Raw genomic sequence first — 24,531 nt, forward strand, 5'->3', positions numbered from 1 at the left:
ATAAGTTTTAAATATTAATTGTTTTCTTCAGTTGTGGTTTCTGTATCAGCTTTTTTTGCTTTTGGTGCTTTAGGAGCTTTTGGCTCTGCTGCAACTGCTTTCTCAGCTTTAGGTTCTGCTACTGCTTTTTCAGCTTTAGCTGCTTTTTTACCACCGGTAGCAGAGATTCCTTCAATCACGATTTGTGTTAAAGACTGTCTGTGTCCGTTTCTTTTTTTGTATCCTTTTCTTCTTTTCTTTTTGAAAACGATCACTTTATCTCCTTTTAAGTGTGATAACACTTTGGCTTCTACTGAAGCACCTTCTATAGCTGGGGCGCCTAAAGTAATGTTTCCATTATCGTCTAATAGAAGAACTTTGTCAAAAGAAACTTTTGAACCTTCTTCATTAGCCAAACGGTGAACATAAACCTTTAAGTCTTTGCTTACTTTGAACTGTTGCCCTGCTATCTCTACGATTGCGTACATAACAATATTGTTTAGTTAATTTTTTAAGTGTGCAAATATACTACTATTTATTTTACACACAACACTATCGGCAAAAAAGTTTACCATTGTTGTTCAACCCTTTAAAGACCCTTAGATAAAGTTTTAGAATCCCAAGGAAATTAAATAAAAAAAAGTATTTTTGGTGTAACAAAATTTAACCCTTGTTTACTAACAAGGCAATCAACGAAAAAATTTCAATTTTTTATGAAAAAATCACTAATCGCTTTAAGTTCAATGCTTATGCTTGGAGGAACAGCTCATGCCCAAAAGGTAGCTTTTGAGGAGTACGATTTGCCAAATGGTCTTCATGTAATTTTACACAACGATCCGTCTGCACCAGTTGTAGTTACCTCAGTAATGTATCACGTAGGTTCAAAAGACGAACAACCAGACAGAACTGGATTTGCACACTTCTTTGAACACTTATTGTTCGAAGGAACAGAAAACATCAAAAGAGGAGAATGGATGAAAACCGTAACTTCTAACGGAGGAACGAACAACGCCAACACTTCGGAAGACAGAACGTACTATTTTGAAGTATTCCCATCAAATAACACCGAACTAGGTTTGTGGATGGAATCAGAAAGATTAATGCACCCAGTTATTAACCAAATTGGTGTTGACACGCAAAACGAAGTAGTAAAAGAAGAAAAAAGACTTCGTGTAGACAACCAACCTTACGGTCAGTTGATTGCAGAAGTGAAAAAGAATATGTTTAAAGTGCACCCTTACCGTTGGGCAACTATTGGTTCTATGGCACACTTAGACGCTGCGAAATTGGAAGAGTTTCAAGCGTTCAACAAAAAATTCTATTCACCTAACAATGCGGTTTTAGTAGTAGCGGGTCAAATCGACATTGCAGCGACTAAGGCTTGGGTTGAAAAATATTTTGCTCCAATCCCAAGAGGAGTGGAATTGAAAAAACAAACTTTTGTAGAAGCGCCTATCACAGAAACGATTCATGCTACTTACGAAGATCCAAACATCCAAAAACCAATGGTGGTGGCTGCTTACAGAATCCCATCTATGAAAACTCGTGATGCTAGAATCTTGGATATGATTTCTACTTATTTAAGTAATGGTAAAAGTTCTAAATTGTACAAAAAGATTGTTGACGATAAGAAAATGGCTTTACAAATTGGAGCCTTCAATTACGCTCAAGAAGATTACGGACAATACATTCTTTACGGAATGCCACAAGGGGATTTTACTTCAAACGACTTAATCAAAGAAATTGATGAAGAAATCGTGAAGTTACAAACCGATTTGATTTCAGAAAAAGATTTCCAAAAATTACAAAACATCAATGAAAGTAATTATGTGGAAGAAAACTCAGGTATCGAAGGAGTTGCTGAAAACTTAGCTACATACTATTTATTATATGGTGATGTGAATTTAATCAACACCAATATCGATATCTATCGTTCTATCACTCGTGAAGAAATTAGAACGGCTGCTAAGAAATATTTAAATCCAAACCAACGTTTGATTTTGGATTATGTACCTGCAAAAGACAAAGCTGAAAACAAATAAAATTACTACGATGAAAAAAATAATCATATTATCAAGCTTGTTTTTAACTATTACTATGCAAGCACAAGACAGAAAACAACCGAAACCAGGTCCTTCACCAACAATCAATATTAAAAAACCTGAAACTTTTTCGTTACCAAACGGATTAAAAGTTTTAGTAGTAGAGAACCACAAACTACCAAGAGTTGCTTTCAGTTTATCAATTGACAACGCTCCGTTTGCAGAAGGTGCAAAAAAAGGAACCGATGATTTAACGAGTAGCTTGATCGGAAACGGTTCTACCAAAACTTCGAAAGATACTTACAACGAAGAAATCGATTTTATGGGGGCTGATATTAACTTCAGTTCTTCAGGAGCTTCTGCTAGTGGATTGTCAAAATATTCAGGAAGAATTCTTGAATTAATGGCAGAAGGAGCTTTAACTCCCAACTTCACTCAAGAAGAATTTGACAAAGAAAAAGACAAGTTAATTGACGGTTTAAAAGCTCAAGAAAAAAGTGTTACTGTAGTAGCGGGAAGAGTTGAAAACGTATTGGCTTATGGTAAAGATCATCCTGCTGGAGAATATTTATCAGAAGAAACGATTAAAAATGTTTCACTTGCTGATGTAAAAGAAAACTACAGAACATATTTCGTTCCAGAACACGCTTACTTAGTAATTGTTGGGGATGTGAAAACTAAAGACGTGAAAAAAATGGTAGAAAAACTATTTAGTTCATGGACGAAAGCTACTGCACCAAGATTAACGTATTCTAATCCAAGCAATGCGCAATACACACAAATCAATTTTGTGGATATGCCAAACGCTGTTCAATCTGAGATTTCGTTGATTAACACGGTAAACTTAAAAATGTCAGATGCTGACTTTTTTCCTGTGATTTTGGCTAACCAAGTTTTTGGTGGTGATTTCAACAGTTATTTGAATATGAACTTAAGAGAGAAACACGGTTGGACTTATGGAGCACGTTCTAGTGTAGGTTTTGACAAATTTATGTACAGTAAATTCAAAGCAAATGCACAAGTAAGAAACGCTGTTACGGATAGTTCTGTGGTAGAATCTTTAAAAGAATTAAACAAAATCAGAACTGAAAAAGTAACTGACGAAATGTTGAACAGTGTAAAAGCTGGATACATTGGACGTTTTGTAATGCAAGTGGAGAAACCAGCTACCGTTGCTCGTTATGCTTTGAACATTGAAACAGAAGGATTACCTGCTGATTTTTATGAAAACTATATCAAAAATATCAATGCGGTTACTCCGGATGATATCATGAGAGTGGCTAATAAATATTTCTTAGCTGACAATTTAAGAATTGTTATTACTGGTAAAGGTTCAGAAGTTATTGCAGGATTGGAGAAATTAAAAATCCCAATGTTCTACTTTGATAAATTTGGAAATCCTACTGAAAAACCAGCGATGAAAAAAGCAATTCCAGCTGGAGTTACTGTAAAAACAATCATTGAAAGCTATGTAAAAGCAATTGGTGGTGATAAAGCGATAAAAGCAGTGAAATCGGTATCTTATGTAGGTTCTACTAAAATCCCACAAGCGCCAATGCCATTATCATACAATTCAAAAACTGATTCAAAAGGAAGAATGATGGTTGAGCTTTCTATGGCTGGTATGGGATCTATAATGAAGCAAGTGGTAAACGGTAACACGGGTTACGCTATGCAACAAGGTCAGAAAAAAGTATTAGAAGGAGATGATTTAAAGAAAATGAAAGAGAATGCAGTACTATTTAATGAAACTTTGTTAAGCACTAAAGCAGGAGTTACTGCTACTGCCATCGAGCCAATCAATGGTTCTGATGCTTATGCCGTTGTTGATGGTGATACTACTTACTACTTCGATGTAAAATCAGGTTTAAAAACAGCGGAAGCTACCACAGAAGATATGGGTGGTAAAAAAGCAACCAGAGTTACTAACTTTAATGACTATAGAGATGTAAAAGGAGTTAAATTCCCATTCAATACCATTATGAATGTAGGTTTTGAGCTTGATATCAAAATGTCGGAAGTAAAAGTAAACGAAGGTGTTTCTGATGCTGACTTCCAATAATTAAATCAAAGTATTTGATATAGAAAGACCGCTTTACAGCGGTCTTTTTTTATTTCTTGTTGGCCATATAAACTCCAACCAAAATAATAAAGGCCCCGAAAAATTGTAAAGGCGTGAGCATTTCATTATCTAAAATCCCCCACATAAAAGCCACAATCGGAATCAAGTAAGTAACCGATGAAGCAAAGACTGGAGAAGAGATTTGAATTAATTTATAAAAAATAACATTGGCTACTCCCGTTCCTACTATCCCTAAAATCATTACGAATAACATCGCATGATGGGTAACGGGTAAGTTCACTTTACTAGAAAAATCAGTACACAACAAAATCACAATGGCTGGAATCAGCATTACTGTGAAATTCCCGGTGGTAATACTCAAAGGTTTCACATCGGATAAATATTTTTTTATCAAGTTTACATTCGTAGCATAACAAATGGTGGCGATTAAGACCAAAACCGCATAAGAATAATTTTCTGTTCCTTCCGAGTTGTTTCCATTAAAGATTAAAATAGCAGTGCCTATTAGTCCAATCAAAATTCCCATGAATTGACTTCGTTTAAAATTCAATCCAAAAACAATGGAACCTAGAATCAATGTGTTCAGGGGTGTTAATGAATTTAGAATAGAACAAATGGAACTACTTACTTTCGTTTCGGCAATGGCAAACAGATAAGCGGGAATAAAAGTTCCAAACAATGAGGTTAGAGCAATATATTTCCATTGATGTTGGGCGATAGCGGTTAAACTTTTAAATCCAATTAGTAAAAGAAAGACCGCACAAAATATGATTCGCAAAGAACCTAACTGGAAGGGATTTAACCCAATCAATCCTTTCTTAATTAGTATAAAAGAACTGCCCCAAATGAGAGCTAGCGCTATAAGAATGACCCATTTTAAAGTTTGTGATTTCATACTCGTTTTTTGAATAGTTCAAATTTTGTAATTATTTTAAGAATTATCACTTTTATTTTTCATTATTTTGTTCTTGAATTTTTGAGGACAATACAACAAACCATTTAAATATAAAATACAGCATTATGAATTTCACCAAATCAATATTAACCTTCGGACTTGCTTCATCATTGCTATTTAGTTGTAAAGATACGGCAAGCAAACCTGCAACAGGAACTTCAGCAGAAGCCACTGCAACAACAACTAAAGCTCCTGCGGTAGCTTCAAAACCAGAAACAGCCAGTTTTAAAATTGATGGTATGACTTGCGCCATTGGGTGTGCCAAAACCATTGAAACTAAATTATCTAAAATGGATGGTGTTCAAAAAGCCACCGTTGATTTTGATAAAAAAGAAGCTACAGTAGAATTTGACGGAGCGGTTTTAAATGCAGAAAAGTTGACTAAAGCAGTTGAAAGCACTGGCGATGGAGAAACCTATAAAGTTTCGGAAATGAAAACAAAAGGATAATGCAATCTTACTTAATTATAACAAAAAAGGAACTCAATGAGTTCCTTTTTTTATTTCCATTTTAACGTTTCTATAATTCGCTGCATGTCATTTTTTACATAACTAGCTGCTGGCATTATTGAATCAAAATTAGGCTTAGCATAAAAATAAATCGAACCTGTAACAAAATGTTTGATGCTGTCTGTAGCATAAAAAAGGGAGTTGGTGGCTGCATTTCCGTCTACACGATAGAACATTCCGTATACCTTTTTCTCTTTGTTAATATAGGGTTGTTCCAAAATATCATCTGCTTTTATCACGTGTTTATAGGTTAGCGTTTGCGCGTCTTTCAACAAGTCATTCAAGTTGTTATCTACCGTTTTGTAGTTTAGGTAAATAGTAGCTTTCATTTTTGGATATTGTATCATAAACCCACAATTCTTATCCTCTTTAATAACTGCTTCTTCATTCATTTCAAATTCAAATGGACAGTGATTACTAAAGTTGGCATATTTAGCCACAGGATAATCCAATCGCAATTGGCTTGCTGGTTTAGGTATTGGATCTTTTTTACAACTGATAGTAACTACTAAAAGGAATACAATTGAAAGACCACTGATTATTTTTTTGCTCATCATTAATTTATTCAAGAGTTACTTTTAGTTGTTTTATTCTTTTTTTGTCTACTGTTTCAATGGTGAAATGTACATTTGAAAAATGGATTTTTTGTCCTTTCTTCGGAAAATTGCCTAGAATTTCTAAAATAAAACCAGCTAGTGTTTCGGCTTCTCCTTTGCTACTTTCAAAAGTGTTTTCATCTACATCTACAATTCGGTAAAAATCTTTTAAGTTGATCTTGCCTTCGAAAAGGAAGTTTTTATCGTCTATCTGAGAAAAATTAATGTTTTCATCATCAAATTCATCCGATATATCGCCAACAATTTCTTCAATCACATCTTCTAACGAAACCAATCCTGAAGTCCCGCCATATTCATCCACTACGACAGCTAAGTGACTTTTTAAACGTTGAAAGTCTTTAAGTAAATCATCCAACTTCTTATTCTCTGGCACAAAGAATGGTTCTCTTACGAGTTTGTTCCAATCAAATTCTTTTTTGTGAATGTGGGGAATCAAATCTTTGATAAACAAAATCCCTTCAATATGATCGATACTTTCTCTGTATACTGGTATTCTGGAATAACCTTTATCAACTATTTTCGGATAAATTTCAGCAAAAGTCTCGTTAACTTCGATAGCAAAAACATCAATTCTTGGGCTCATGACTTGCTTTGTATCAGTATTCCCAAAAGAAACAATACCTTCTAAAATTTTTTGTTCTTCAGAAGAAGTGTCATCAGTAGAAGTCAATTCTAAGGCTTGTGATAATTGGTCGACCGATATATTTGATTTTTGTTTTCCTAATTTTTCATGAAGAAAGACTGTTACGGCTCTCATCGGCAAACTAATTGGAGAGAGTAACTTATCTAAAAGCGTTATCGGAGTTGCGATAAATTTTGAAAATTTGATATTATTTCGGCTGGCGTAAATTTTTGGTAATACTTCACCAAATAAAAGGATGAGAAAAGTGATTAGTATAACCTCAACAATAAATTTTAGAATAGGAGATTCTATTGATGAAAAAAGATTGTTTCCAACAAAAGAGAAGATAATTACTACTCCTATATGACTAAAATTATTGGCTACTAATATAGTGGCTAATAGTTTTTTAGGGCGTTGGAGTAATTTTGAGATTAAGTTGGCCTTTGATGCATCTTCTTCGGCTAATGTGCTGATGTCTTTTTGCGAAAGCGAAAAAAGGGCCACTTCTGCTGCTGAAACCATTGCAGAACAGAACAAGAAGAAAGCAATGGCTAAACTCCCGAAAAGTAAATGGGTATCAATACTGGCAAAAGAATTTAAACTGGGCTCAGAGTCCAATGGAGTCAAGGTTAGTTAAACAATATCAAAACGGCAAATCGTTTTCAGGCGTTCCAGAATTTGATGCTTCAAAATTAGTGTTTTTTGTTTCTAAATTTTGGGGTGTTTTTAAACCATCCACTTCTTTTTTGGTGGTCAAAAAGGTAAATTCTGTCACTTGTATTTCGGTAGTGTATTTTGTAGTGCCATCTTCAGCTTGCCACTGGCGTGATTTTATTCTGCCTTCCACGAATATTTTGTCGCCTTTAGAAAGGTAACGTTCACATATTTCAGCGGCTTTGTTTCTTACTACTAAGTTGTGCCATTCAGTAGAAGCAATCTTTTCGTTAGTTTGTTTATTGATATACACTTCGTTTGTAGCCAAAGGAAAACGACCAATGCAATTTCCGCCTTCGAAATAATGCATTTTGACATCATCACCAAGATGACCAATCAACATAACTTTATTTAATGTCCCGTTCATGTTTTCAAGTGTTTGTTTTTATTCCGTTGCTCTACCTACAATTCGGCTTGACCTCACGTTCCTCAAATTTACTACTTTTTTTGAAATTTAAAACCAATCTTTTTCAATAAAATTATAAATAACAATTGGAAAAGGCATTTTCTTAGCTGATTCCCAGTTAATTCCGTTTTCAAGTTTCCCTTGTGTCTTAATTTTCCAGAATTTGATATTCAAATGTTGATGCGAAAGTTTGTGGATGATAGTTTGTGGATTGTATAAAATAATTTCTTCTATGTCATTGGTAACGAACTTTTGATTTTGAATTAATTCCAAAATAGCTTGTTCATTTTCTTCCAGTTCCGTTTCTAATAAGGGAAACTCATATAAGTTATGCCAAATTCCTTTTTGAGTTCGTTTGTGAAGTAGCGTGTTGTTATCCTCATCTGAAAAGACTAAATAATTAAAAAAGCGAGGTCTCACTTTTAATTTCTTTGATTTCACTGGAAGTTGTGCTACTTTTTTCTTTTGCAGAGCCAGGCAGCTATCATTAAAAACACAGTTTTGACAATCTGGATTTTTAGGCACACATTGCAGGGCGCCGAATTCCATTATAGCCTGATTGAATATATTGGCTTTCCCTTTTGGCATTAATTCCTGAGCTAAAGCTGTGAATTCTTTTTTGGCTCCTGTCGAAGCGATATCGGTTTCAACATCAAAATAACGAGACAATACTCTAAAAACATTCCCGTCAACTACAGGAACATTCTCGTTGTAGGCAAATGAAGCTATAGCAGCTGCAGTGTACTCGCCAACTCCTTTTAGCTTTAATAAATCGGCATAGTTTTTTGGGAATTCTCCGTTACGTTCAAAAGCTACTTCTTTGGCTGTTTTGTGTAAATTTCGAGCCCGTGAATAATAGCCAAGTCCTTGCCAGAATTTTAAAACTTCTTCTTCAGTAGCATTAGCTAAGTCAAAAACTGTGGGAAATGCTTCAGTAAAACGTAAAAAATAGGGTAATCCTTGCGCGACTCTCGTTTGTTGGAGCATGATTTCTGAGAGCCAAATGGTATACGGATTAGTGCTGTTTCGCCAAGGCAAATCGCGTTTGTTTTGTAAATACCATTGTATTAGAATTTTAGAGAACTTCATAGCTAAAATGTGGTTCACAAAAATAATTCTTTATGTGATTAAATTTTAATAGATTATGCTTGAAATATTGTTTTTTTAATTCATATATTTGCAACCTCAAAAAAATTACATAATAATATTAAATACGAAAGAAAATGACGAAAGCAGATATCGTAGCAAAGATTTCAGAAAAATTAGGACTTGAAAAAGGAGATGTTCAAGCAACAGTTGAAGCGTTTATGGAAGAAGTGAAAACTTCGTTAGAAACTGGTGACAATGTTTATTTAAGAGGTTTTGGTAGTTTCATCATCAAAACAAGAGCTGAAAAAACTGGAAGAAACATTTCAAAAAATACAACTATCAAAATACCTGCACATAATATTCCTGCATTTAAACCTGCAAAAGTATTCGTAGAAGCAATAAAAACAAATACTGAAGTAGCAGTATAAAACTTATTTATTAATAACCAAAAACCAGATTGTATGCCAAGTGGTAAAAAAAGAAAAAGACATAAGGTAGCAACGCACAAACGTAAAAAACGTGCGAGAGCTAACCGACACAAAAAGAAAAAGTAGTTTATAACTACTTTTCTTTTTTTAGAAAACGTTCATTGAAATTGAGAAAAGAAACAAGAACCAAGAGCAAAGAGCCGAGACGAAATGTCTTTCTTCTTGCTTCTTTATTCTATCTTCTTTATCTCGCCGGGTAACAATACCTGTTTAAAATGTTTAATCCATCCTAACAATTCAGTTCCGTGTTACATAACTCGAAACTAAAAAGTTTGGATAAAAATTTACAAAGTGAATAAAGAACTAATCATTAGATCTAGTGCTGACGCTGTAGATTTTGCCTTATTAAAAGATGGAAAACTAATTGAATTACACAAAGAAGAAGAGACAAGCAATTTCCAAGTTGGTGATATTTTTATTGCCAAAATAAGGAAACCTGTTGCTGGATTGAATGCTGCTTTTGTAAATGTAGGCTATGAAAAAGATGCCTTTTTACATTATCATGATTTAGGTCCCAATTTCGCTTCTTATTTGAAATTCATAAAACTTGTAAGCGCAGGTAAATTAAAAGATTTCTCCCTAAAAAACTTTCAGTTTGAGAAAGAAATTGATAAAGATGGTGCCGTTGCAGATATCCTCAACGCCAATCAATCAATATTAGTACAAGTAGTCAAAGAACCTATTTCTACAAAAGGTCCGAGAATAAGCTGTGAGCTTTCTTTCGCCGGACGATTTTTAGTTTTAGTACCTTTTTCCGATAGAGTTTCTGTTTCGCAAAAAATAGAATCGAAAGAAGAAAAAGACCGTCTTAAAAAACTAGTACAATCCATCAAACAAAAAGGTTTTGGGGTTATTGTGAGAACAGTAGCCGAAGGCAAAAACATAGCCGAATTAGAAAAAGACTTGCAGAACTTAATGAATAGATGGACTGCAATGAGTAAAAAATTACCAACCGCACATCATCCGTCAAAAGTTTTAGGAGAGCTTAACAAAGCTTCTTCTATTCTTAGAGATGTATTCAATGATACTTTTACTAGTATTCAAATAGATGATGAAGAGTTGTACCAAGAAACAAAGGACTATTTAGCCGAAATAGCTCCAGACAAACAAAAAATTGTTAAGTTTTATCAATCGAAAGACACCCCTTTATTTGAGAAATATCATATTGAAAGACAAATAAAAACCTCTTTTGGACGAACCGTATCGATGAGTAAAGGCGCTTATCTGATTATTGAACATACCGAAGCTTTACACGTTATTGACGTGAATAGTGGGAACCGTTCTAACAAAGCCAATAATCAAGAAGATACGGCCATGGAAGTAAACATGATTGCTGCAGTAGAAATTGCAAGACAATTACGTTTGCGAGATATGGGTGGGATTATCGTAGTCGATTTTATCGATATGAAAGATCCTGAAAATCGTCAAGTCTTATTTAATTTCTTAAGAGATGAGATGAGCGATGATAAAGCCAAACATAAGATCTTACCGCCAAGTAAGTTTGGACTAGTTCAAATTACAAGACAAAGAGTAAGACCAGAAGTAAATATTGAAACAAGGGAAGAAAATCCGAATAACTTGAGTGGAGATGTAGATGCTCCTATTCAAATTATTGATAAAATTAACTTTTCTCTTGAAAAGATTGCCAAAGACCACAGCGGAGTGAAATTAAACGTTCATCCATTTGTGGCAGCATACCTTAAAAAAGGTTTTCCATCATTACGTTCAAAATGGTTTTTTGAACATAAAAAGTGGGTGAAAATCATACCTCGTGACGCTTACACGTATTTAGAATACCGATTCTTCGATAAAGAAGGAAAGGAAATCAAGGAATAAAGAAAAGACCATCCTGTTTTAATAACACGGATGGTTTTTTTATGATTTTTTGCTAAAGCAAAAATACCTGAAGCCCACTGGGCTTCCTCCTCTTAATATCAAATCTCGTGACGCTTACACGTATTTAGAGTACCGATTCTTCGATAAAGAAGGAAAGGAAATCAAGGAATAAAGAAAAGACCATCCTGTTTTAATAACACGGATGGTTTTTTTATGATTTTTTGCTAAAGCAAAAATACCTGAAGCCCACTGGGCTTCCTCCTCTTAATATCAAATGATAAAGAAGGAAAGGAAATTAAAGAATAAAGAAAAGACCGCCTTTCGAAAGACTGGCGGTTTTTTTATTAGTAGCTATTTCCAGCTATACGTTGCAATCTTTTATTTTTAATAAAAATAAAAGGATTTCCACTGCTATCTGGGCTAGGGCTTTGCATTAAATTTCATATATTTGAGTTCTAAATCATTCATTATGAGCAAACTTTACTTTTTTATTGCTTTTGCATTTACCGGACTTGTAAGTTCTGCTCAAACCATTACCATTCCCGATACCAATTTTAAAGCAAAGCTATTACAGGCAAGTACCACTAATTATATTGCTACCGATTTCTCTAATAATTCGATTAAAATTGACATTAACGATGATGGTGAAATACAACTCAATGAAGTATTGGGTGTGGAAGATCTTAATTTAGATTCTTGTAACATAAGTTCCTTTGAAGGCATTCAAAACTTTTCAAATCTAACCGTATTAAGATGTTCCGATAATCTTATGAGTGAATTAAACCTTTGCGGAACTTCTGTTTTTTACCTTTTTTGTGATAATGCTCCCAATTTGACAACAATAAACCTGAAAAACAATGTAATTTCACAAACTGCCTGGCAGGAACCGCCATTTCCACCATTTTTTGTTTGGAACTTACCATCGCTCCAATACATTTGTGCTGATGCTGCTGAAATGGCAGAAGTTTATGGTTATTTCTCAACAACTACAACTAACACTCTAACTTATAGTTCTGATTGTGATACGACAAACTGTTCTAGTTTATTGACTACTTTAAATCAAGTTCGAAATTCAGTCATTTCTATTTATCCGAATCCTGCCACTACTGTGTTGAATATTAAGCTAGACGCGGAAATAAAATCAGTTAGTATTTATAATACCTTAGGACAAATAGTGCAGGAGCATTTAAGTTCAAATAAAACTATTGATGTTTCAGTGCTGAAAACAGGAAGCTATTTTATTAAAATTATAAGCGATAAAGGAACGGTTAGTTCGAAGTTTATAAAAGAATAAAAAAACCGAATAGACAAGGCCTTTTTTAATCCCTAATAATCTCAATCCTTCTTTTAATCTCATTCCCATAGTCATCTTCAACGGTTATATAATGAATTCCCGTTTCGGCTTCTATCTGCATTTCGTGGAAGGTTTGTGTGGTGCCTTTATAGACGTTATCTACATACCAATACAACTTCGCTTCCTTATTAGAGTGTGCTACTTTGAGAATCACAGGCTGAATCTTACTATTGAAATCTTTGGCTAGGTAGATTTTGCTGTTGGTTTTGGGGTAGATAAAATCCATCGCTGCTTTTTGATCTTGCTGGCAATCCTCCCGAAACGGCGGTAGAGGTTTGTAATCAATATGCAAACTCTTATAATACCATTCCATTACCGGTGGTAGCACAAACCATTTTTTGGTTACAATTTTATCCACATCTTCACAACTACTATTTACTCGGTATTGTTCTGTTGGGTCTAAATGTACTAATTTGTGATAAGGACATACGGCTGTTTTCTTGCCGTTTCTCGGAATTAATTGTTTGGTTTTTGGACAATCGTCTTGTGCTAAATGGCCGCTTAACGTACACACCTCAGCATATTCTAAATCGTTTAAGGGTGCTTGAAACCAACGTTTTCTGGGCAACAAATTGAATACATCAAACAATATAGGCGCTGCGCTTCCTACTCCGGTTAGCTCAGGTCTTCCTTCTCCACTAGCATTGCCTACCCAAACGCCTACCACATAGCGCGAATTAGTACCAATAGCCCAGGCATCACGGTTTCCGAAACTAGTTCCCGTTTTCCAAGCTAATTCTAACGAAGAGTCATAAAACTTCCACGCTTCATCGCCTTCTGGACGATTGACTTCTTTCATGGCGTTATAAGTCAGATAAATGGAACCTGCTCCCAATATCGTTTTCTGATAACTGTCCGCTCCATAATCCTGTTGAAAGCCATAGATATAATTGAGTTCGGCAAATTCTTTAGTTCTGTATTTCCCATCGGAAGCATCGAAATAGTTGATGGTAGAAGACAGGTTAGCATAAGTATGACACAAGTCCCAGAGGTTGCTTTCGGCTCCCCCTAAAATTAACGATAAACCATAATGATCAGGATGTTGGTTAATATTTTTGAGCTTGAACTTTTGTAATAATTCATAGAAATTATTCACTCCATGCTCTTGCAAAAGAAGCACCGCAGGAATATTTAACGAACGGGATAAGGCTCGTTGTGCTGGAACGGCTCCATCAAAAGTTAGATTGAAATTCTGTGGCGAATAGCCTGAGATTTGGGTGGGAATATCGGCTACTAAAGTATTGGGCAAAATCTCTCCATCATCCAACATCGAGGCATAGAGAAGCGGTTTTAAGATACTCCCTGTACTTCTTGGGGCTGCTATTATATCTACATCTTTATCGTGGTCTTTATCGGTGGGTGAATTGCCAACGTAGCTGATGATATTTCTGTTTTGAATATCAATTACAAGTATCGCCATGTTGTGTACTTCGTTTTGTTTGTACTGATTGTAATATTGCTTAGCGATTTGGTTTACACGGTTTTGTAACGAAATATCAATCGTGGTTTTAATTCGTTTCCCTTCCTCTGTTTTGGCAACTCTTTGTAATAAATGAGGAGCGATTTGGGGAAGATTATAAGGCTTTTGCGGAAGTGGCTCTTGAATGGATAGGTCATAAGTCATTTTATCAATGATCTTTTCATGATATAATTTTAGCAACAGACCATTTCGCTTTTTGAGCAACTTAACCTGATTTTTTCCAGGATAAATCAAACTTGGAGCATTGGGTAACACTGCCAATGTAGCACTTTCTGCCCAAGATAATTGATGGGATTGCACACCGAAATACCTCCAGGAAGCCATTTCTAAACCTACTACATTCCCACCATAAGGAGCATGAGCAGCATAGAGTTCAAGGATTTTTTCTTTCGAGCAACGTAATTCTAATCTTGTTGCCAAAATCATTTCAATTCCTTTTTCGAAATAGGTTCGCTTTTTGTTTTTGCGTGATAACCGAATGACCTGTTGGGTTAAGGTACTTCCTCCGCGAACCACTTTACCAGCGTTTCTATTTTGTTGAAAAGCCTTGACCATCGCTACAGAGTTGAATCCCGGATGATAATAAAAATGTTCATCTTCAAAGTACACAATACATTTCTTGAACTTGTAAGGAACGCTGTCTTGAGCTGGAAAACGCCATTGCCCATCGCGTGCAATTTTGGCTGCTAATAGTTCGCCATCACTGCTTTCAATAACGGTGGCGTAAGGTTCTTCAAAGAGGGTTCTTGGCAACGAAAAGTAGTAGACCACCAATAGCACAAAAACTAATGCAGATTTCTTTGGGTTCCGTTTTATATAATTAAGAATGCGTTGGTATAACGCTTTTAGTTTAGCTTTCACGATTGATTCCGATGAATTAGTAAACCTGACAAGTTTTAAAAACCTGTCAGGTCTAAATTTACTTCACTACTTCGACCCATTGCCCTTTAGTTCTTGCCAAAAAATCGTTATCATACATGGCTTCGCATTGTAAGCCAGGCAAATAATATTTCCCTAAATAGGAAGCGTTCAATAGTATTTTGAACTTACGAGTCTCGGCCCCTTTTAAACTGAAATAGTAATTGGCTCGGTCATCTCGAATATCAATATAATCCGCTACATTACTAGTAGCGTCCCCAAAATCGGTGTATCGTGTGTTAACAATTTCAAATCCGGATGGCAATATTTGTGATAGTGCAATGTTCTCTACTCGTTCATTTTTACGATTTGTCAAGGTCACTTCTGCATAGAATTCGGTTCCTTGTGCTATTTTGGAAACGTTAATAGCTTTGCCTTTTCGGTCTTTGAAAACCACATTGGCCGATACATTATTTTGGATCACTTTCTCGCTGCCCACTGGCAAAATCCCACTATTCAATACCCGAACAAACAAGGTGTTCTTTTTATTGTTTTTAATAGTAATCGAATTAGCGCCTGTTTTTACCACCAAGTTCCGTTGTGCTACTGATTTTGCTGTATTGATGATTTCTGGTTTAGTACCGTTGGTAAACTGTGCAGCAACTCCTTTACTTCCGTTGGATTTGGCAAATTTTGCCATCGCATACAATCCATAAGCGGTAGTTTGCGTGCTCATCCATTGTTCGCTTGAAAGATTTTTGGCTAATTTCGTGGCCATTGCAAAGGCTTTTTGTTTTTGTCCTAATAGAATTAGCGTCTCTAAAGCCATAGCACGATTTCTTTCTGCCGAACCATAATAGTAATAATAGTACTCATCGGTTTGCTCATCGATAAAAGATTTGCTTAATAAAGCTAAACCTGCCGCATTTTGTTTTACAATAGCATAAGTAGCTGCCAAACGCAATTTACTTTCATTAGAGATGCCCACCGTTTCTCGTAAGCGATTCATAGAAGCTAAATCGGCAGAACCAGCAATAGCCAATGTATATAAGCGATACGCTTGTGCCATATCATTTCCATATCGTTTTTCAAAACGCCATTGTTTGGCTTCTTTTTGTTGGTAGGAAATCCATTTTTGTTTGAAGGCGATTGGTAAAACATACCCTTTTTTTTCTGCTTCAATCAAAAAATGTCCCGCATAAGAACTTCCCCAATCATCCGCTTCACTTTCGCCTGGCCAATAGGCAAATCCACCACTAGGGACTTGGAAGTTTCCTAGTTTTTGAATGGCAGCTGTTACATTTTGTTGGATATTCTGTTTGCGAACGGCATCTAAATCCATAACATCTGTCAAATACAATTGTGGGAAAACAGAAGAAGTCGTTTGTTCAACACAACCGTGAGGATATTGAATCAAATAATCCAATCTTCGACTAAAGTCAATCGTTGGCATAGACGAAATTTCGACTTTAGCTTTATTGCTTCCAACGACTCCAAAGGTTTTCCAAGGAATGGTTTTAGAACTATTAGACTCAATAACAATATCACTATAAGCATTCGTTACCGGATTCGGATTAGTCACATCAATCTCTACAAAGTAGGTTGATTTTTCTTTTCCAGAGGTTGCGATAATATCTATTTTTCCAATACCTGTAACGCTTCCTACTTCTAAATTGAAGTAAGCCATTTTTTCATCTGTTTCAGTGAAGGTTACTTTTTGAATGTTGCTTCCAATAACTTTTACGCTACTATTGGTTTTAATTTGAACCGTTACATTTTTAATTTGTTTCTCAGTAGCAAAAAGCGTCACTGGGATGGTTACTTTTTCTGATGGTGATATTTTTCTTGGCAACGAAGCTAAAACCATTAACGGACTTCTAACTTGTGTTGCTTTTTCAGCCATACCATAAGCACTAGTAGTTGCATCAGCAGCCACAACCATAGTTCGAACAGAACCAATGTATTTAGGGAGTTTAATTTTGTGCACTTTGGAAGCTCCTTTTTCTAATTCAAATGGACCAAAATACATTACTACTGGTTGAAAACGATTGGCTTTTTTGGCTTTACCACCACCTGAATCAGCATCCCCGCCTATACTAAATACCTGATTTACTTTTCCACCATAAGCTCCGATGACATCATCATAAATATCCCAAGTTCTTACGCCCAAAGCTTCACGAGTATAGAAACTATCCCATGCGTTAGGTGTTTTGAATCGGGTTAAATCTAATAATCCTTCATCCACCACGGCGATAGTATACGTCATTCTTTTTCCGTGTTTTTCAGAAACTTTTACGTTTACATTTTGCTCTGGTCGTAGCACATCTGGCATAGTTAATTGTGGTTCCAATACCGTATTTTTATCCACTACTTCTATCGGAACGATACCATACATTCTGATAGGGGAATCATTTTTAGTAGAAGCGTGCGGTTGTAAAAGCGAGATGTTGATGTACACATTAGGTGCCATATCTCCAGTAATAGGAAGCTCTACTTTTGTTTCTCCTTTTTGGGTTTTAGCCCAAAGGGTTTTCAACACTTTAGTTCCGTTTTCAATAGAAATCAAAGCTCTTCCTCCTTCGCTTGACGGAAAGAAAATCTTGGCTTTATCGCCAACAGCGTAATTGGTTTTATCCGTTGAAAATCGCAACATGGTAGCCGATTCACCATCCGTATTTCTGGATTTAGCAGACCACCAAGGCATATCGATGTAAACTCTAACACCAGTAGCATGGCCATCTGTTGGGTCGGAAGCTCTAATTAAATAATTCCCCCATTCTTCATCTCTAACTGAAAACGCAATACTTCCTCTACCAGATGCATCCGTATTGATAGTGAAATTTTTATAAGCAATGGTTGAATTCGCCGTATTATAACTTGACAAATCATCGTGTGAAGCATCCCACCACCAACGTGTTTGTAGTTTATAAACGCGAACATCTAAATTTTTAACCGCTTTTGGACGACCATTTTCACCCACCGTTACGAAATCAAAACGGTTGTTTTTTCCGGTTTCAATCATACCATATTTATTAGGCTCAGGCGATTTTACTCCCACATAGGTTTTGTATGGTGAATAAGAGGTGGATGCCACATCGGTACTTACATCTCCTCCGTTTTCATATACTTTAGTAATGAATGCCGCGCGTAACATCCCTGGAGCTTGCCCTTGAATAGTTGGTTTTATTGGAATAGAAGCTTTGCCGTTAGCATCTACTTTTCCTGAGAAAATATTCACCTCTTCTGTAGAAAAACTTCTAGTTGGGTCATCAAAAACATATTTGTCAAATCCTTTGAATGTAGTTACTTGTTGCGAAAACTTCGCTTGTACTTCAGTCTTTAAATCTTTAGCCACAGCGCCATGCAACCATAACACTTGAATATTATTCACATTCTCTTTACTAGCCGAAAGTACAGGCTCATTAAAACTGTTTTTGATTTTTAACCGATTGGGCTTAATGGTTTCTATCTTGATGTTTTTATAAAAACGAGCGCCACCAATACTTATCACAGCTTCCCAATTCCCTGTTGGATCAACATCTTCGGTTGGAATGATAAATTTATAATGATTGAGTTCATTCATTTTTTGAACACACTCGTACACAGTTTTTCCGCTAGGGTCGTTCATTTTTAATTTAATCGGATGTTTCGAAGGCAATTTATTGGCATTATCATTTAAGATGAAGGACAAATAAATGGTATCCCCCGGACGCCAAACTCCTCTTTCTCCGTAGATGTATCCCTTCAAGCCTTTTTGCAACGTTTCCCCAGCCACATCAAAATTACTTACTGATAACGAAAGCTCATCATCTAATTTTACGTAAGTGCTTTGGTCACCATCCGAAACAATAGCGAAATAGGCATATTTTTCCAATTGAAACGAAGCCATCCCATCACCATCGGTGCTACAAGAGGCAATTTTTTGTTGTTGGTAATTGTATAAATCTACTTTAGCTCCCGAAACTGGTTCTGTTGAGACGATATTACTAACTGCCACCACTATCGATTTATCTGTTCCTCTTTTGGCAATAACTCCTAAATCAGTGGCTAAAATATTAGTTCCAATTTTAGTGTTATAAAAATAATCGCTAGAGCATGGATCTTGTTGTTGACGCCAATCATAATCCTGCTCGTAATAGTAATTGTAGCCACTATTACTGTAATTCACATCGTTTTCATCCACTTCCTCCTCATCGTCATTGTTACTGCTTTCATCTTCTTCTTCATCGCTTGAAGTAGTCGTACTGCATTTATACATAGAGTATTTCTTTTTATATGAAAACTCCACACGGTAAATAGCTCCTGGTTCTGGTTTGATAATTTTGGAAATATCTAAAGCATACGTATTCCACTTAGTGTAATCCAACAAATTGTTTTGCTTTAAAGGGATGGTAGTTTTGGCTATCGCCTGACTAACTTGTCTAAGGTTTTCAGTCCCGTTCAATTCATTATCCTGCAAAAACTGCATGATATTGTTTTTGTAAATTTTATACACTTTTACATCAACAGCATTCAAATTAGCCGCTTGAAAATTAATCTTCAAATTATTAGAACTTGGCAAAATGGTACCGCTTTTAACCAATTTTACTCCAGGTTTGATTTGCTCAAATAATAATTTTTGCGAATAATTATTCTTCATTTTATAACCGTCTATGTTTTCAATACCTTGAAAAACTTCGACTAATTTACTTCCTGTAAAAGACTGCTCTACGGCACTTACTACTGCTGCTACTTCTTCCGTATCGACAACTTCAGTAGTGTCAACAGCTATTGCAGTAGTGTCAACAGCAGCTACATTAACGGCTTTAGCGGAGGCTCCTTTGTCTACCACAGACTTTTCGGGTTCTTTGTTGTAAAATACTTTCAACACGTTCCCCATAGTGCTAAACTTTAAATTGCTGGTACCTTCAATCGCTACCAATCCTTTGAAATCTTGGTCTTTCTTTAAAGGATCGGAGAAGTTAATTAAAACCGATTGATTGTTAACATCGCCCACTTGAATAGTCAAAACTTTAAACTGATTTTTTCCAGGTATGGGGAATTTGACGCTCCCTTTTTGGTCAATATCAACATCATCACCATCCCAATTAATATTGATTTCGCTATCATTATCAAAACGTTGGATACTGTCAATCATGAATTTAAATTCGGTTGCAGTGCTGGTTGCTTTATCGAATTTAATTTTTAAGTCTTTATCGTTTTGTGTGGATTTAATAATCTTTTGGGCGTCTTCAAAACTCAAGTTGTCTGCTGTTTTCAAAGTACCATTCAAGTAATACCAATCTTTGCTGTAGGATTGTAAATCTTGCGTATTGACAATGAAATCCTGTTTAATCGTCTTAACCGAAAAATTGAAATTGGCCAGTTCTTTGGGTACTTTATTAGTAATATCAGAAAGGTGTAAGGTGATTTGGTACAAGGTGTTTTGTTCCAATTTATCTTTAGGAATGAAAGCAATGGTATTACTGGATAAAGCCACTACTTTTCCGCTAACGCTAGGAGAAATATCAAACAAATCCTCATCCAATTCCTGATTGGGTTTCCAATCTGTTTTATTGAAAGCCAATTGCACCCTAAAATCCGAGTGGACCGAGACGAAACCAGAAGAAAAACTTGTAATGTAATCTTTGTAAAGAGATGGGTCTGAATCAAAATCGGAAGCCGATTTTTTTGAACAGGATTGCAACAAAAGAATTGCAACGAACAAGCCGAAAATCTTGCTGGTTTTCATGGATGTAATAGAGTTATTTGTTAGAACTTATTCCTTGGAAATTTTTCCCAATTAGCTATATAACGATAAAAGTAACATAATATTATATCAAACAAAAAATATTATTTGGGAATATTTTCCTGTAAAATTATTTGCGTTTAGAGGCAAAAAATCGCACCATTAAATCCGATGCTTCTTGCGCTAAAACCCCTTTAATTACTTGGGTTTTTGGGTGAATGGTAGTCCCCAAAGTTTCAAAGCCTCTTTGCTCATCAGATGCTCCAAAAACAATTTTAGAAATCTGACTCCAATACAAAGCTCCTGCACACATTTGGCAAGGTTCTAAAGTGACATATAAAGTACAGCCTTTTAGATATTTCCCTCCTATGAAATTTGCTGCCGAAGTAATCGCTTGCATCTCGGCATGAGCAGTAACATCGTTGAGCATTTCGGTAAGATTATGGGTTCTGGCAATGATTTTATTATCGATTACAATCACGGCACCAACAGGAATTTCCCCTTTATCAAAAGCTACTTCCGCTTCTTGCAAAGCTTTCTTCATAAAATACTCGTCGGTGAAAGGGTTTTCCATAAAACAAAAATACAATTTCAATTCGTTACCTTTGTCGCATGTCAAAAAAATTGCTAGAACATATCCATAATCCAAAAGATTTACGAAAACTTGACGTGGCTCAATTGGCTAAATTGGCTAAAGAGTTACGTGAGTTTATCATCGATATCGTTTCGGTAAAAGAAGGCCATCTTGGTGCTTCTCTGGGAGTCGTTGAATTAACGATTGCTTTGCATTATGTTTTTGATACGCCCAACGATTTACTAGTTTGGGATGTAGGACATCAAGCCTATGGTCATAAAATCTTGACCGAACGCCGCACTAAATTTGACACTAACCGTCAATTAGGTGGAATTTCAGGTTTTCCTCGTCGTAGTGAAAGTGTCTATGATACTTTTGGAGTGGGGCATTCCTCTACTGCTATTTCAGCAGCTTTGGGGATGGCGATTGCTTCTCAGTTGAAAGGCGAAAACAAACACCATATTGCCGTGATTGGCGATGCTTCTATTGCTAGCGGAATGGCTTTTGAAGGCTTGAATCATGCTGGTGTTACGGATGCCGATTTGTTAGTAATTTTAAATGATAACGCTATAGGAATTGACCCTAGCGTTGGTGCTTTGAAGAATTATTTGACGGCAGTCAAAGAAGGCAAAAACCCCAAAGACAACAACATGATGAAGTCGCTGAACTTTGATTATTCAGGACCCATTGACGGACATGATTTGCCTCTTTTGATTAAAGAATTAGAGCGATTAAAAAAGGTAAAAGGACCCAAGTTCCTTCATATCATAACCACTAAGGGCAAAGGATTACAACAGGCTGAAGAAGACCAAGTAAAATACCATGCCCCAGGAAAATTTGATGCCACTACTGGAGAAATTCACAAGAAATCAGAGGAAAATTTACCGCCAAAGTTTCAGGATGTGTTTGGATTGACCTTAGTGGAATTGGCTAAAAATAACGAAAAGATTATTGGTATTACTCCAGCTATGCCTAGCGGAAGTTCAATGAAATTTATGATGGAAGCTTTTCCGAAAAGGGCTTTTGATGTGGGAATTGCGGAACAACATGCTGTAACCCTTTCAGCCGGAATGGCCACACAAGGGATGGTGGTGTTTTGCAACATTTATTCTACCTTTTTACAACGCGCTTACGACCAAGTAATACACGATGTGGCTTTGCAAAACTTGCCTGTGATTTTCTGTTTAGACAGAGCAGGATTAGTAGGGGAAGATGGCGCTACACATCACGGTGTTTTTGACTTGGCTTATTTGCGATGCATTCCGAATATGATTATTTATGCACCAAAAGATGAAATGGAGTTGCAAAATATCTTGTACACCGCTTCTTTAGGTTTGAAACATCCTATTGCCATCCGTTATCCAAGAGGTCGAGGTAAAAATGCCGATTGGAAATTGCCTACCGACTTCCAAAAAATAGAAATTGGGAAGTCCCAAAAACTGAAAAAAGGCAAAAACGTAGCCATCTTATCTACGGGAACTATTGCCGATAATGTCACTGCTGCCTTAAACGAGATGGAAGACTCAGAAAACCATTTTGCACACTATCATTTTGGTTTCGTAAAACCTTTAGACGAAAAGAAATTGCATAAAATCTGCGACAAATTCTCGACCTTAATCACCGTAGAAGATGGGGTAACCACAGGAGGTTTTGGTAGCGCTGTCCTTGAGTTTGCTGCTAAGAATGATTATGTGAATGAAATCTTCCTTTGCGGCGTTCCCGATTATTTTATAGAGCACGGCACGGTAGATGAACTCCAACAATTCTGCAACATCGATGTGGATGGCTTAAAATCGCTATTTTCTGGCTTACTGGAAGAAGAGGAAGAAGAAGATTAAGCCGTTACGATTTGGTTCAACTGGACCGCTTTTCCATCGGTTAGCATGGAGATGAAATGACAAATGTGAAGCAAACGTTCGTACAAACTTTCTTTTTCTAGATGATGTTTCTCGGGTAAAATTTTCAGAAGTAATTTGTCGTAATTCGTAGCTTTCCCTTCGTGGTTATTGTTGTAAGCCGTGATAAATTTGTCTAATAAATTATTGATGATTTGGTAGCCCGACAATTCTTTTTCAATCACTTCCCGACTTTGGTAAATGTTCTTTACGCTCAACTTGATGATATCGTCCATTTGGGCTTTGTACTTGCTTTTATCCGTTAGAGCAAAATGGAATTTTCCTTGCAGAATAGCTTCTTCGTTTTCTATGAAGATTCGAACAGCATCGTTAATCAGGTTTCCAATAGCCAACGCACGCAAATAACTGATGCGGTCTTCTTTGGTGATTAATGTTTGGTATTTCCCAGCATCAATGGTGTCTTTGACTAATTTGATTAAGTATTCCAAAGCAAAATCTTCCGAGACTAAGCCTAGATTGATACCGTCTTCAAAATCGATTATTGTGTAACAAATATCATCTGCCGCTTCGACTAAAAATGCCAAGGGATGACGCTCGTAACCAATATCTTCTCCTGTTTTATTGGAAATCATTCCCAACTCTTCAGCCACTTCTTTGAAGAATTCCTTATCCGATTGGAAGAATCCGTATTTTTTATCGGCTATATTCTTGGTTGGCTTTTTGGGTAAACTTTCTTTAGGATATTTAGTAAACGCTCCCAAAGTAGCATAAGACAAACGCAAACTGCCTTCTATACCAGGGCGTGAACTTGTCAGTACCGAAAACCCATTAGCATTCCCTTCAAAATCAATTAAATCCTGCCATTGTTTATCGGTTAACTTGTCTTTGTATTGTTGTCCTTTCCCAATAGAGAAATATTCCCCAATTGCTTTTTCTCCAGAATGTCCAAAAGGTGGATTCCCAATATCATGCGCCAATGCTGCTGCTGCAACAATTGCCCCGAAATCATTCATGTGATAGCCGTGAACTTCTTTTAAATGAGGGTATTTTTCAATGATTTTTTTCCCGACTAATCTTCCGATGGAGCGTCCTACTACGGAAACTTCTAAACTGTGAGTTAGTCGCGTATGGACAAAATCGGTTTTAGAAAGCGGGATAACTTGGGTTTTATCTTGTAAACTTCTAAAAGCTGAGGAAAAAATAATACGGTCATAATCGACTTCGAAACCGAGACGCGTATCATCTTGCTCTATTCGTAATCTTTTGCTGGTGTCGCCTTGGCGTTTTAGAGATAAAAGTTGTTCCCAGGTCATAATCGTTTGGTGGTTTTTGGGTTCCGAG

The 24,531-nt window shown here is 36.1% G+C and carries 17 protein-coding genes; 7 read left to right on the plus strand and 10 right to left on the minus strand.

The window, feature by feature from the left end; translation table 11 throughout:
• Nucleotides 1–14: 14 nt before the first annotated feature.
• Entirely contained in the window at nucleotides 15–467 is a 453-nt protein-coding gene (gene rplU / locus OLM53_RS08525; RefSeq protein WP_264519811.1) for a 50S ribosomal protein L21, read from the minus strand.
• Between the two features lie 225 nt (nucleotides 468–692).
• On the opposite strand from rplU, the gene OLM53_RS08530 reads away from it, so the two are divergent.
• Nucleotides 693–2,021 (plus strand): M16 family metallopeptidase, encoded by a 1,329-nt coding sequence (locus OLM53_RS08530; protein WP_264519812.1) that lies wholly within the window; start codon nucleotides 693–695, stop codon nucleotides 2,019–2,021.
• A gap of 10 nt (nucleotides 2,022–2,031) precedes the next feature.
• Nucleotides 2,032–4,083, plus strand: a complete 2,052-nt coding sequence (locus tag OLM53_RS08535; protein ID WP_264519813.1) for a M16 family metallopeptidase — start codon at nucleotides 2,032–2,034, stop codon at nucleotides 4,081–4,083.
• A gap of 49 nt (nucleotides 4,084–4,132) precedes the next feature.
• Here OLM53_RS08535 and OLM53_RS08540 read toward each other — a convergent pair whose 3' ends face one another.
• The gene (locus OLM53_RS08540) at nucleotides 4,133–4,999 is read right to left on the minus strand and encodes a DMT family transporter (RefSeq protein ID WP_264519814.1); all 867 of its coding nucleotides are present in this window, start codon (nucleotides 4,997–4,999) and stop codon (nucleotides 4,133–4,135) included.
• A 125-nt stretch (nucleotides 5,000–5,124) separates the two neighbouring features.
• Here OLM53_RS08540 and OLM53_RS08545 point away from each other — a divergent pair, with 125 nt between their 5' ends.
• Nucleotides 5,125–5,508 carry a heavy-metal-associated domain-containing protein gene (locus OLM53_RS08545; protein ID WP_264519815.1) on the plus strand — a complete coding sequence of 128 codons (384 nt, stop codon included), beginning with the start codon at nucleotides 5,125–5,127 and terminating at the stop codon, nucleotides 5,506–5,508.
• Nucleotides 5,509–5,558: 50 nt separating this feature from the next.
• Here the strand turns inward: OLM53_RS08545 and gldD are convergent, their stop codons facing one another.
• The 4 genes from gldD to mutY all read right to left on the minus strand — a co-directional run bounded on the left by gldD (nucleotide 5,559) and on the right by mutY (nucleotide 9,016).
• Nucleotides 5,559–6,122, minus strand: coding sequence for a gliding motility lipoprotein GldD (gene gldD, locus OLM53_RS08550; protein ID WP_264519816.1), 564 nt, complete (start codon nucleotides 6,120–6,122; stop codon nucleotides 5,559–5,561).
• Nucleotides 6,123–6,129: 7 nt separating this feature from the next.
• Nucleotides 6,130–7,425 carry a gliding motility-associated protein GldE gene (locus tag OLM53_RS08555; protein WP_264522438.1) on the minus strand — a complete coding sequence of 432 codons (1,296 nt, stop codon included), beginning with the start codon at nucleotides 7,423–7,425 and terminating at the stop codon, nucleotides 6,130–6,132.
• A gap of 25 nt (nucleotides 7,426–7,450) precedes the next feature.
• Entirely contained in the window at nucleotides 7,451–7,888 is a 438-nt protein-coding gene (locus OLM53_RS08560; protein ID WP_264519817.1) for a single-stranded DNA-binding protein, read from the minus strand.
• Nucleotides 7,889–7,975: 87 nt separating this feature from the next.
• Nucleotides 7,976–9,016, minus strand: a complete 1,041-nt coding sequence (mutY, locus tag OLM53_RS08565; protein ID WP_264522439.1) for an A/G-specific adenine glycosylase — start codon at nucleotides 9,014–9,016, stop codon at nucleotides 7,976–7,978.
• A 134-nt stretch (nucleotides 9,017–9,150) separates the two neighbouring features.
• Here mutY and OLM53_RS08570 point away from each other — a divergent pair, with 134 nt between their 5' ends.
• From OLM53_RS08570 to OLM53_RS08580, 3 genes are all read left to right on the plus strand, one after another.
• On the plus strand, nucleotides 9,151–9,444 hold the full coding sequence (locus tag OLM53_RS08570) for an HU family DNA-binding protein (protein ID WP_264519818.1): 294 nt from the start codon (nucleotides 9,151–9,153) through the stop codon (nucleotides 9,442–9,444).
• Nucleotides 9,445–9,795: 351 nt separating this feature from the next.
• Nucleotides 9,796–11,340 (plus strand): ribonuclease E/G, encoded by a 1,545-nt coding sequence (locus tag OLM53_RS08575; protein WP_264519819.1) that lies wholly within the window; start codon nucleotides 9,796–9,798, stop codon nucleotides 11,338–11,340.
• 469 nt (nucleotides 11,341–11,809) lie between these two features.
• Nucleotides 11,810–12,634 (plus strand): T9SS type A sorting domain-containing protein, encoded by an 825-nt coding sequence (locus OLM53_RS08580; RefSeq protein ID WP_264519820.1) that lies wholly within the window; start codon nucleotides 11,810–11,812, stop codon nucleotides 12,632–12,634.
• Nucleotides 12,635–12,659: 25 nt separating this feature from the next.
• On the opposite strand, the gene pbpC is transcribed toward OLM53_RS08580, so the two are convergent.
• The 3 genes from pbpC to OLM53_RS08595 all read right to left on the minus strand — a co-directional run bounded on the left by pbpC (nucleotide 12,660) and on the right by OLM53_RS08595 (nucleotide 21,334).
• Nucleotides 12,660–15,035 carry a penicillin-binding protein 1C gene (pbpC, locus tag OLM53_RS08585; protein WP_264519821.1) on the minus strand — a complete coding sequence of 792 codons (2,376 nt, stop codon included), beginning with the start codon at nucleotides 15,033–15,035 and terminating at the stop codon, nucleotides 12,660–12,662.
• Nucleotides 15,036–15,093: 58 nt separating this feature from the next.
• Nucleotides 15,094–20,763 (minus strand): alpha-2-macroglobulin family protein, encoded by a 5,670-nt coding sequence (locus OLM53_RS08590; RefSeq protein ID WP_264519822.1) that lies wholly within the window; start codon nucleotides 20,761–20,763, stop codon nucleotides 15,094–15,096.
• A gap of 127 nt (nucleotides 20,764–20,890) precedes the next feature.
• Nucleotides 20,891–21,334: a nucleoside deaminase gene (locus tag OLM53_RS08595; RefSeq protein WP_264519823.1), complete on the minus strand. Its 444-nt coding sequence runs from the start codon at nucleotides 21,332–21,334 to the stop codon at nucleotides 20,891–20,893.
• Between the two features lie 38 nt (nucleotides 21,335–21,372).
• On the opposite strand from OLM53_RS08595, the gene OLM53_RS08600 reads away from it, so the two are divergent.
• Nucleotides 21,373–23,172, plus strand: coding sequence for a 1-deoxy-D-xylulose-5-phosphate synthase (locus OLM53_RS08600; protein ID WP_264519824.1), 1,800 nt, complete (start codon nucleotides 21,373–21,375; stop codon nucleotides 23,170–23,172).
• Here the strand turns inward: OLM53_RS08600 and OLM53_RS08605 are convergent.
• Entirely contained in the window at nucleotides 23,169–24,503 is a 1,335-nt protein-coding gene (locus tag OLM53_RS08605) for a deoxyguanosinetriphosphate triphosphohydrolase (protein WP_264519825.1), read from the minus strand. The two genes, OLM53_RS08600 and OLM53_RS08605, sit on opposite strands and share 4 nt — an antisense overlap.
• Nucleotides 24,504–24,531 lie beyond the last annotated feature (28 nt).

The organism is Flavobacterium sp. N1994 (genome assembly GCF_025947145.1).
In the GTDB taxonomy this organism is placed as follows: Bacteria; Bacteroidota; Bacteroidia; order Flavobacteriales; family Flavobacteriaceae; genus Flavobacterium.

Excerpts from the sequence above, each read along its gene's own strand:
- rplU (WP_264519811.1), bottom strand. The coding sequence starts at position 467 with ATGTACGCAATCGTAGAGATAGCAGGGCAACAGTTCAAAGTAAGCAAA.
- OLM53_RS08530 (WP_264519812.1), top strand. The coding sequence starts at position 693 with ATGAAAAAATCACTAATCGCTTTAAGTTCAATGCTTATGCTTGGAGGA.
- OLM53_RS08535 (WP_264519813.1), top strand. The coding sequence starts at position 2,032 with ATGAAAAAAATAATCATATTATCAAGCTTGTTTTTAACTATTACTATG.
- OLM53_RS08540 (WP_264519814.1), bottom strand. The coding sequence starts at position 4,999 with ATGAAATCACAAACTTTAAAATGGGTCATTCTTATAGCGCTAGCTCTC.
- OLM53_RS08545 (WP_264519815.1), top strand. The coding sequence starts at position 5,125 with ATGAATTTCACCAAATCAATATTAACCTTCGGACTTGCTTCATCATTG.
- gldD (WP_264519816.1), bottom strand. The coding sequence starts at position 6,122 with ATGAGCAAAAAAATAATCAGTGGTCTTTCAATTGTATTCCTTTTAGTA.
- OLM53_RS08560 (WP_264519817.1), bottom strand. The coding sequence starts at position 7,888 with ATGAACGGGACATTAAATAAAGTTATGTTGATTGGTCATCTTGGTGAT.
- mutY (WP_264522439.1), bottom strand. The coding sequence starts at position 9,016 with ATGAAGTTCTCTAAAATTCTAATACAATGGTATTTACAAAACAAACGC.
- OLM53_RS08570 (WP_264519818.1), top strand. The coding sequence starts at position 9,151 with ATGACGAAAGCAGATATCGTAGCAAAGATTTCAGAAAAATTAGGACTT.
- OLM53_RS08580 (WP_264519820.1), top strand. The coding sequence starts at position 11,810 with ATGAGCAAACTTTACTTTTTTATTGCTTTTGCATTTACCGGACTTGTA.
- OLM53_RS08590 (WP_264519822.1), bottom strand. The coding sequence starts at position 20,763 with ATGAAAACCAGCAAGATTTTCGGCTTGTTCGTTGCAATTCTTTTGTTG.
- OLM53_RS08595 (WP_264519823.1), bottom strand. The coding sequence starts at position 21,334 with ATGGAAAACCCTTTCACCGACGAGTATTTTATGAAGAAAGCTTTGCAA.
- OLM53_RS08600 (WP_264519824.1), top strand. The coding sequence starts at position 21,373 with ATGTCAAAAAAATTGCTAGAACATATCCATAATCCAAAAGATTTACGA.
- OLM53_RS08605 (WP_264519825.1), bottom strand. The coding sequence starts at position 24,503 with ATGACCTGGGAACAACTTTTATCTCTAAAACGCCAAGGCGACACCAGC.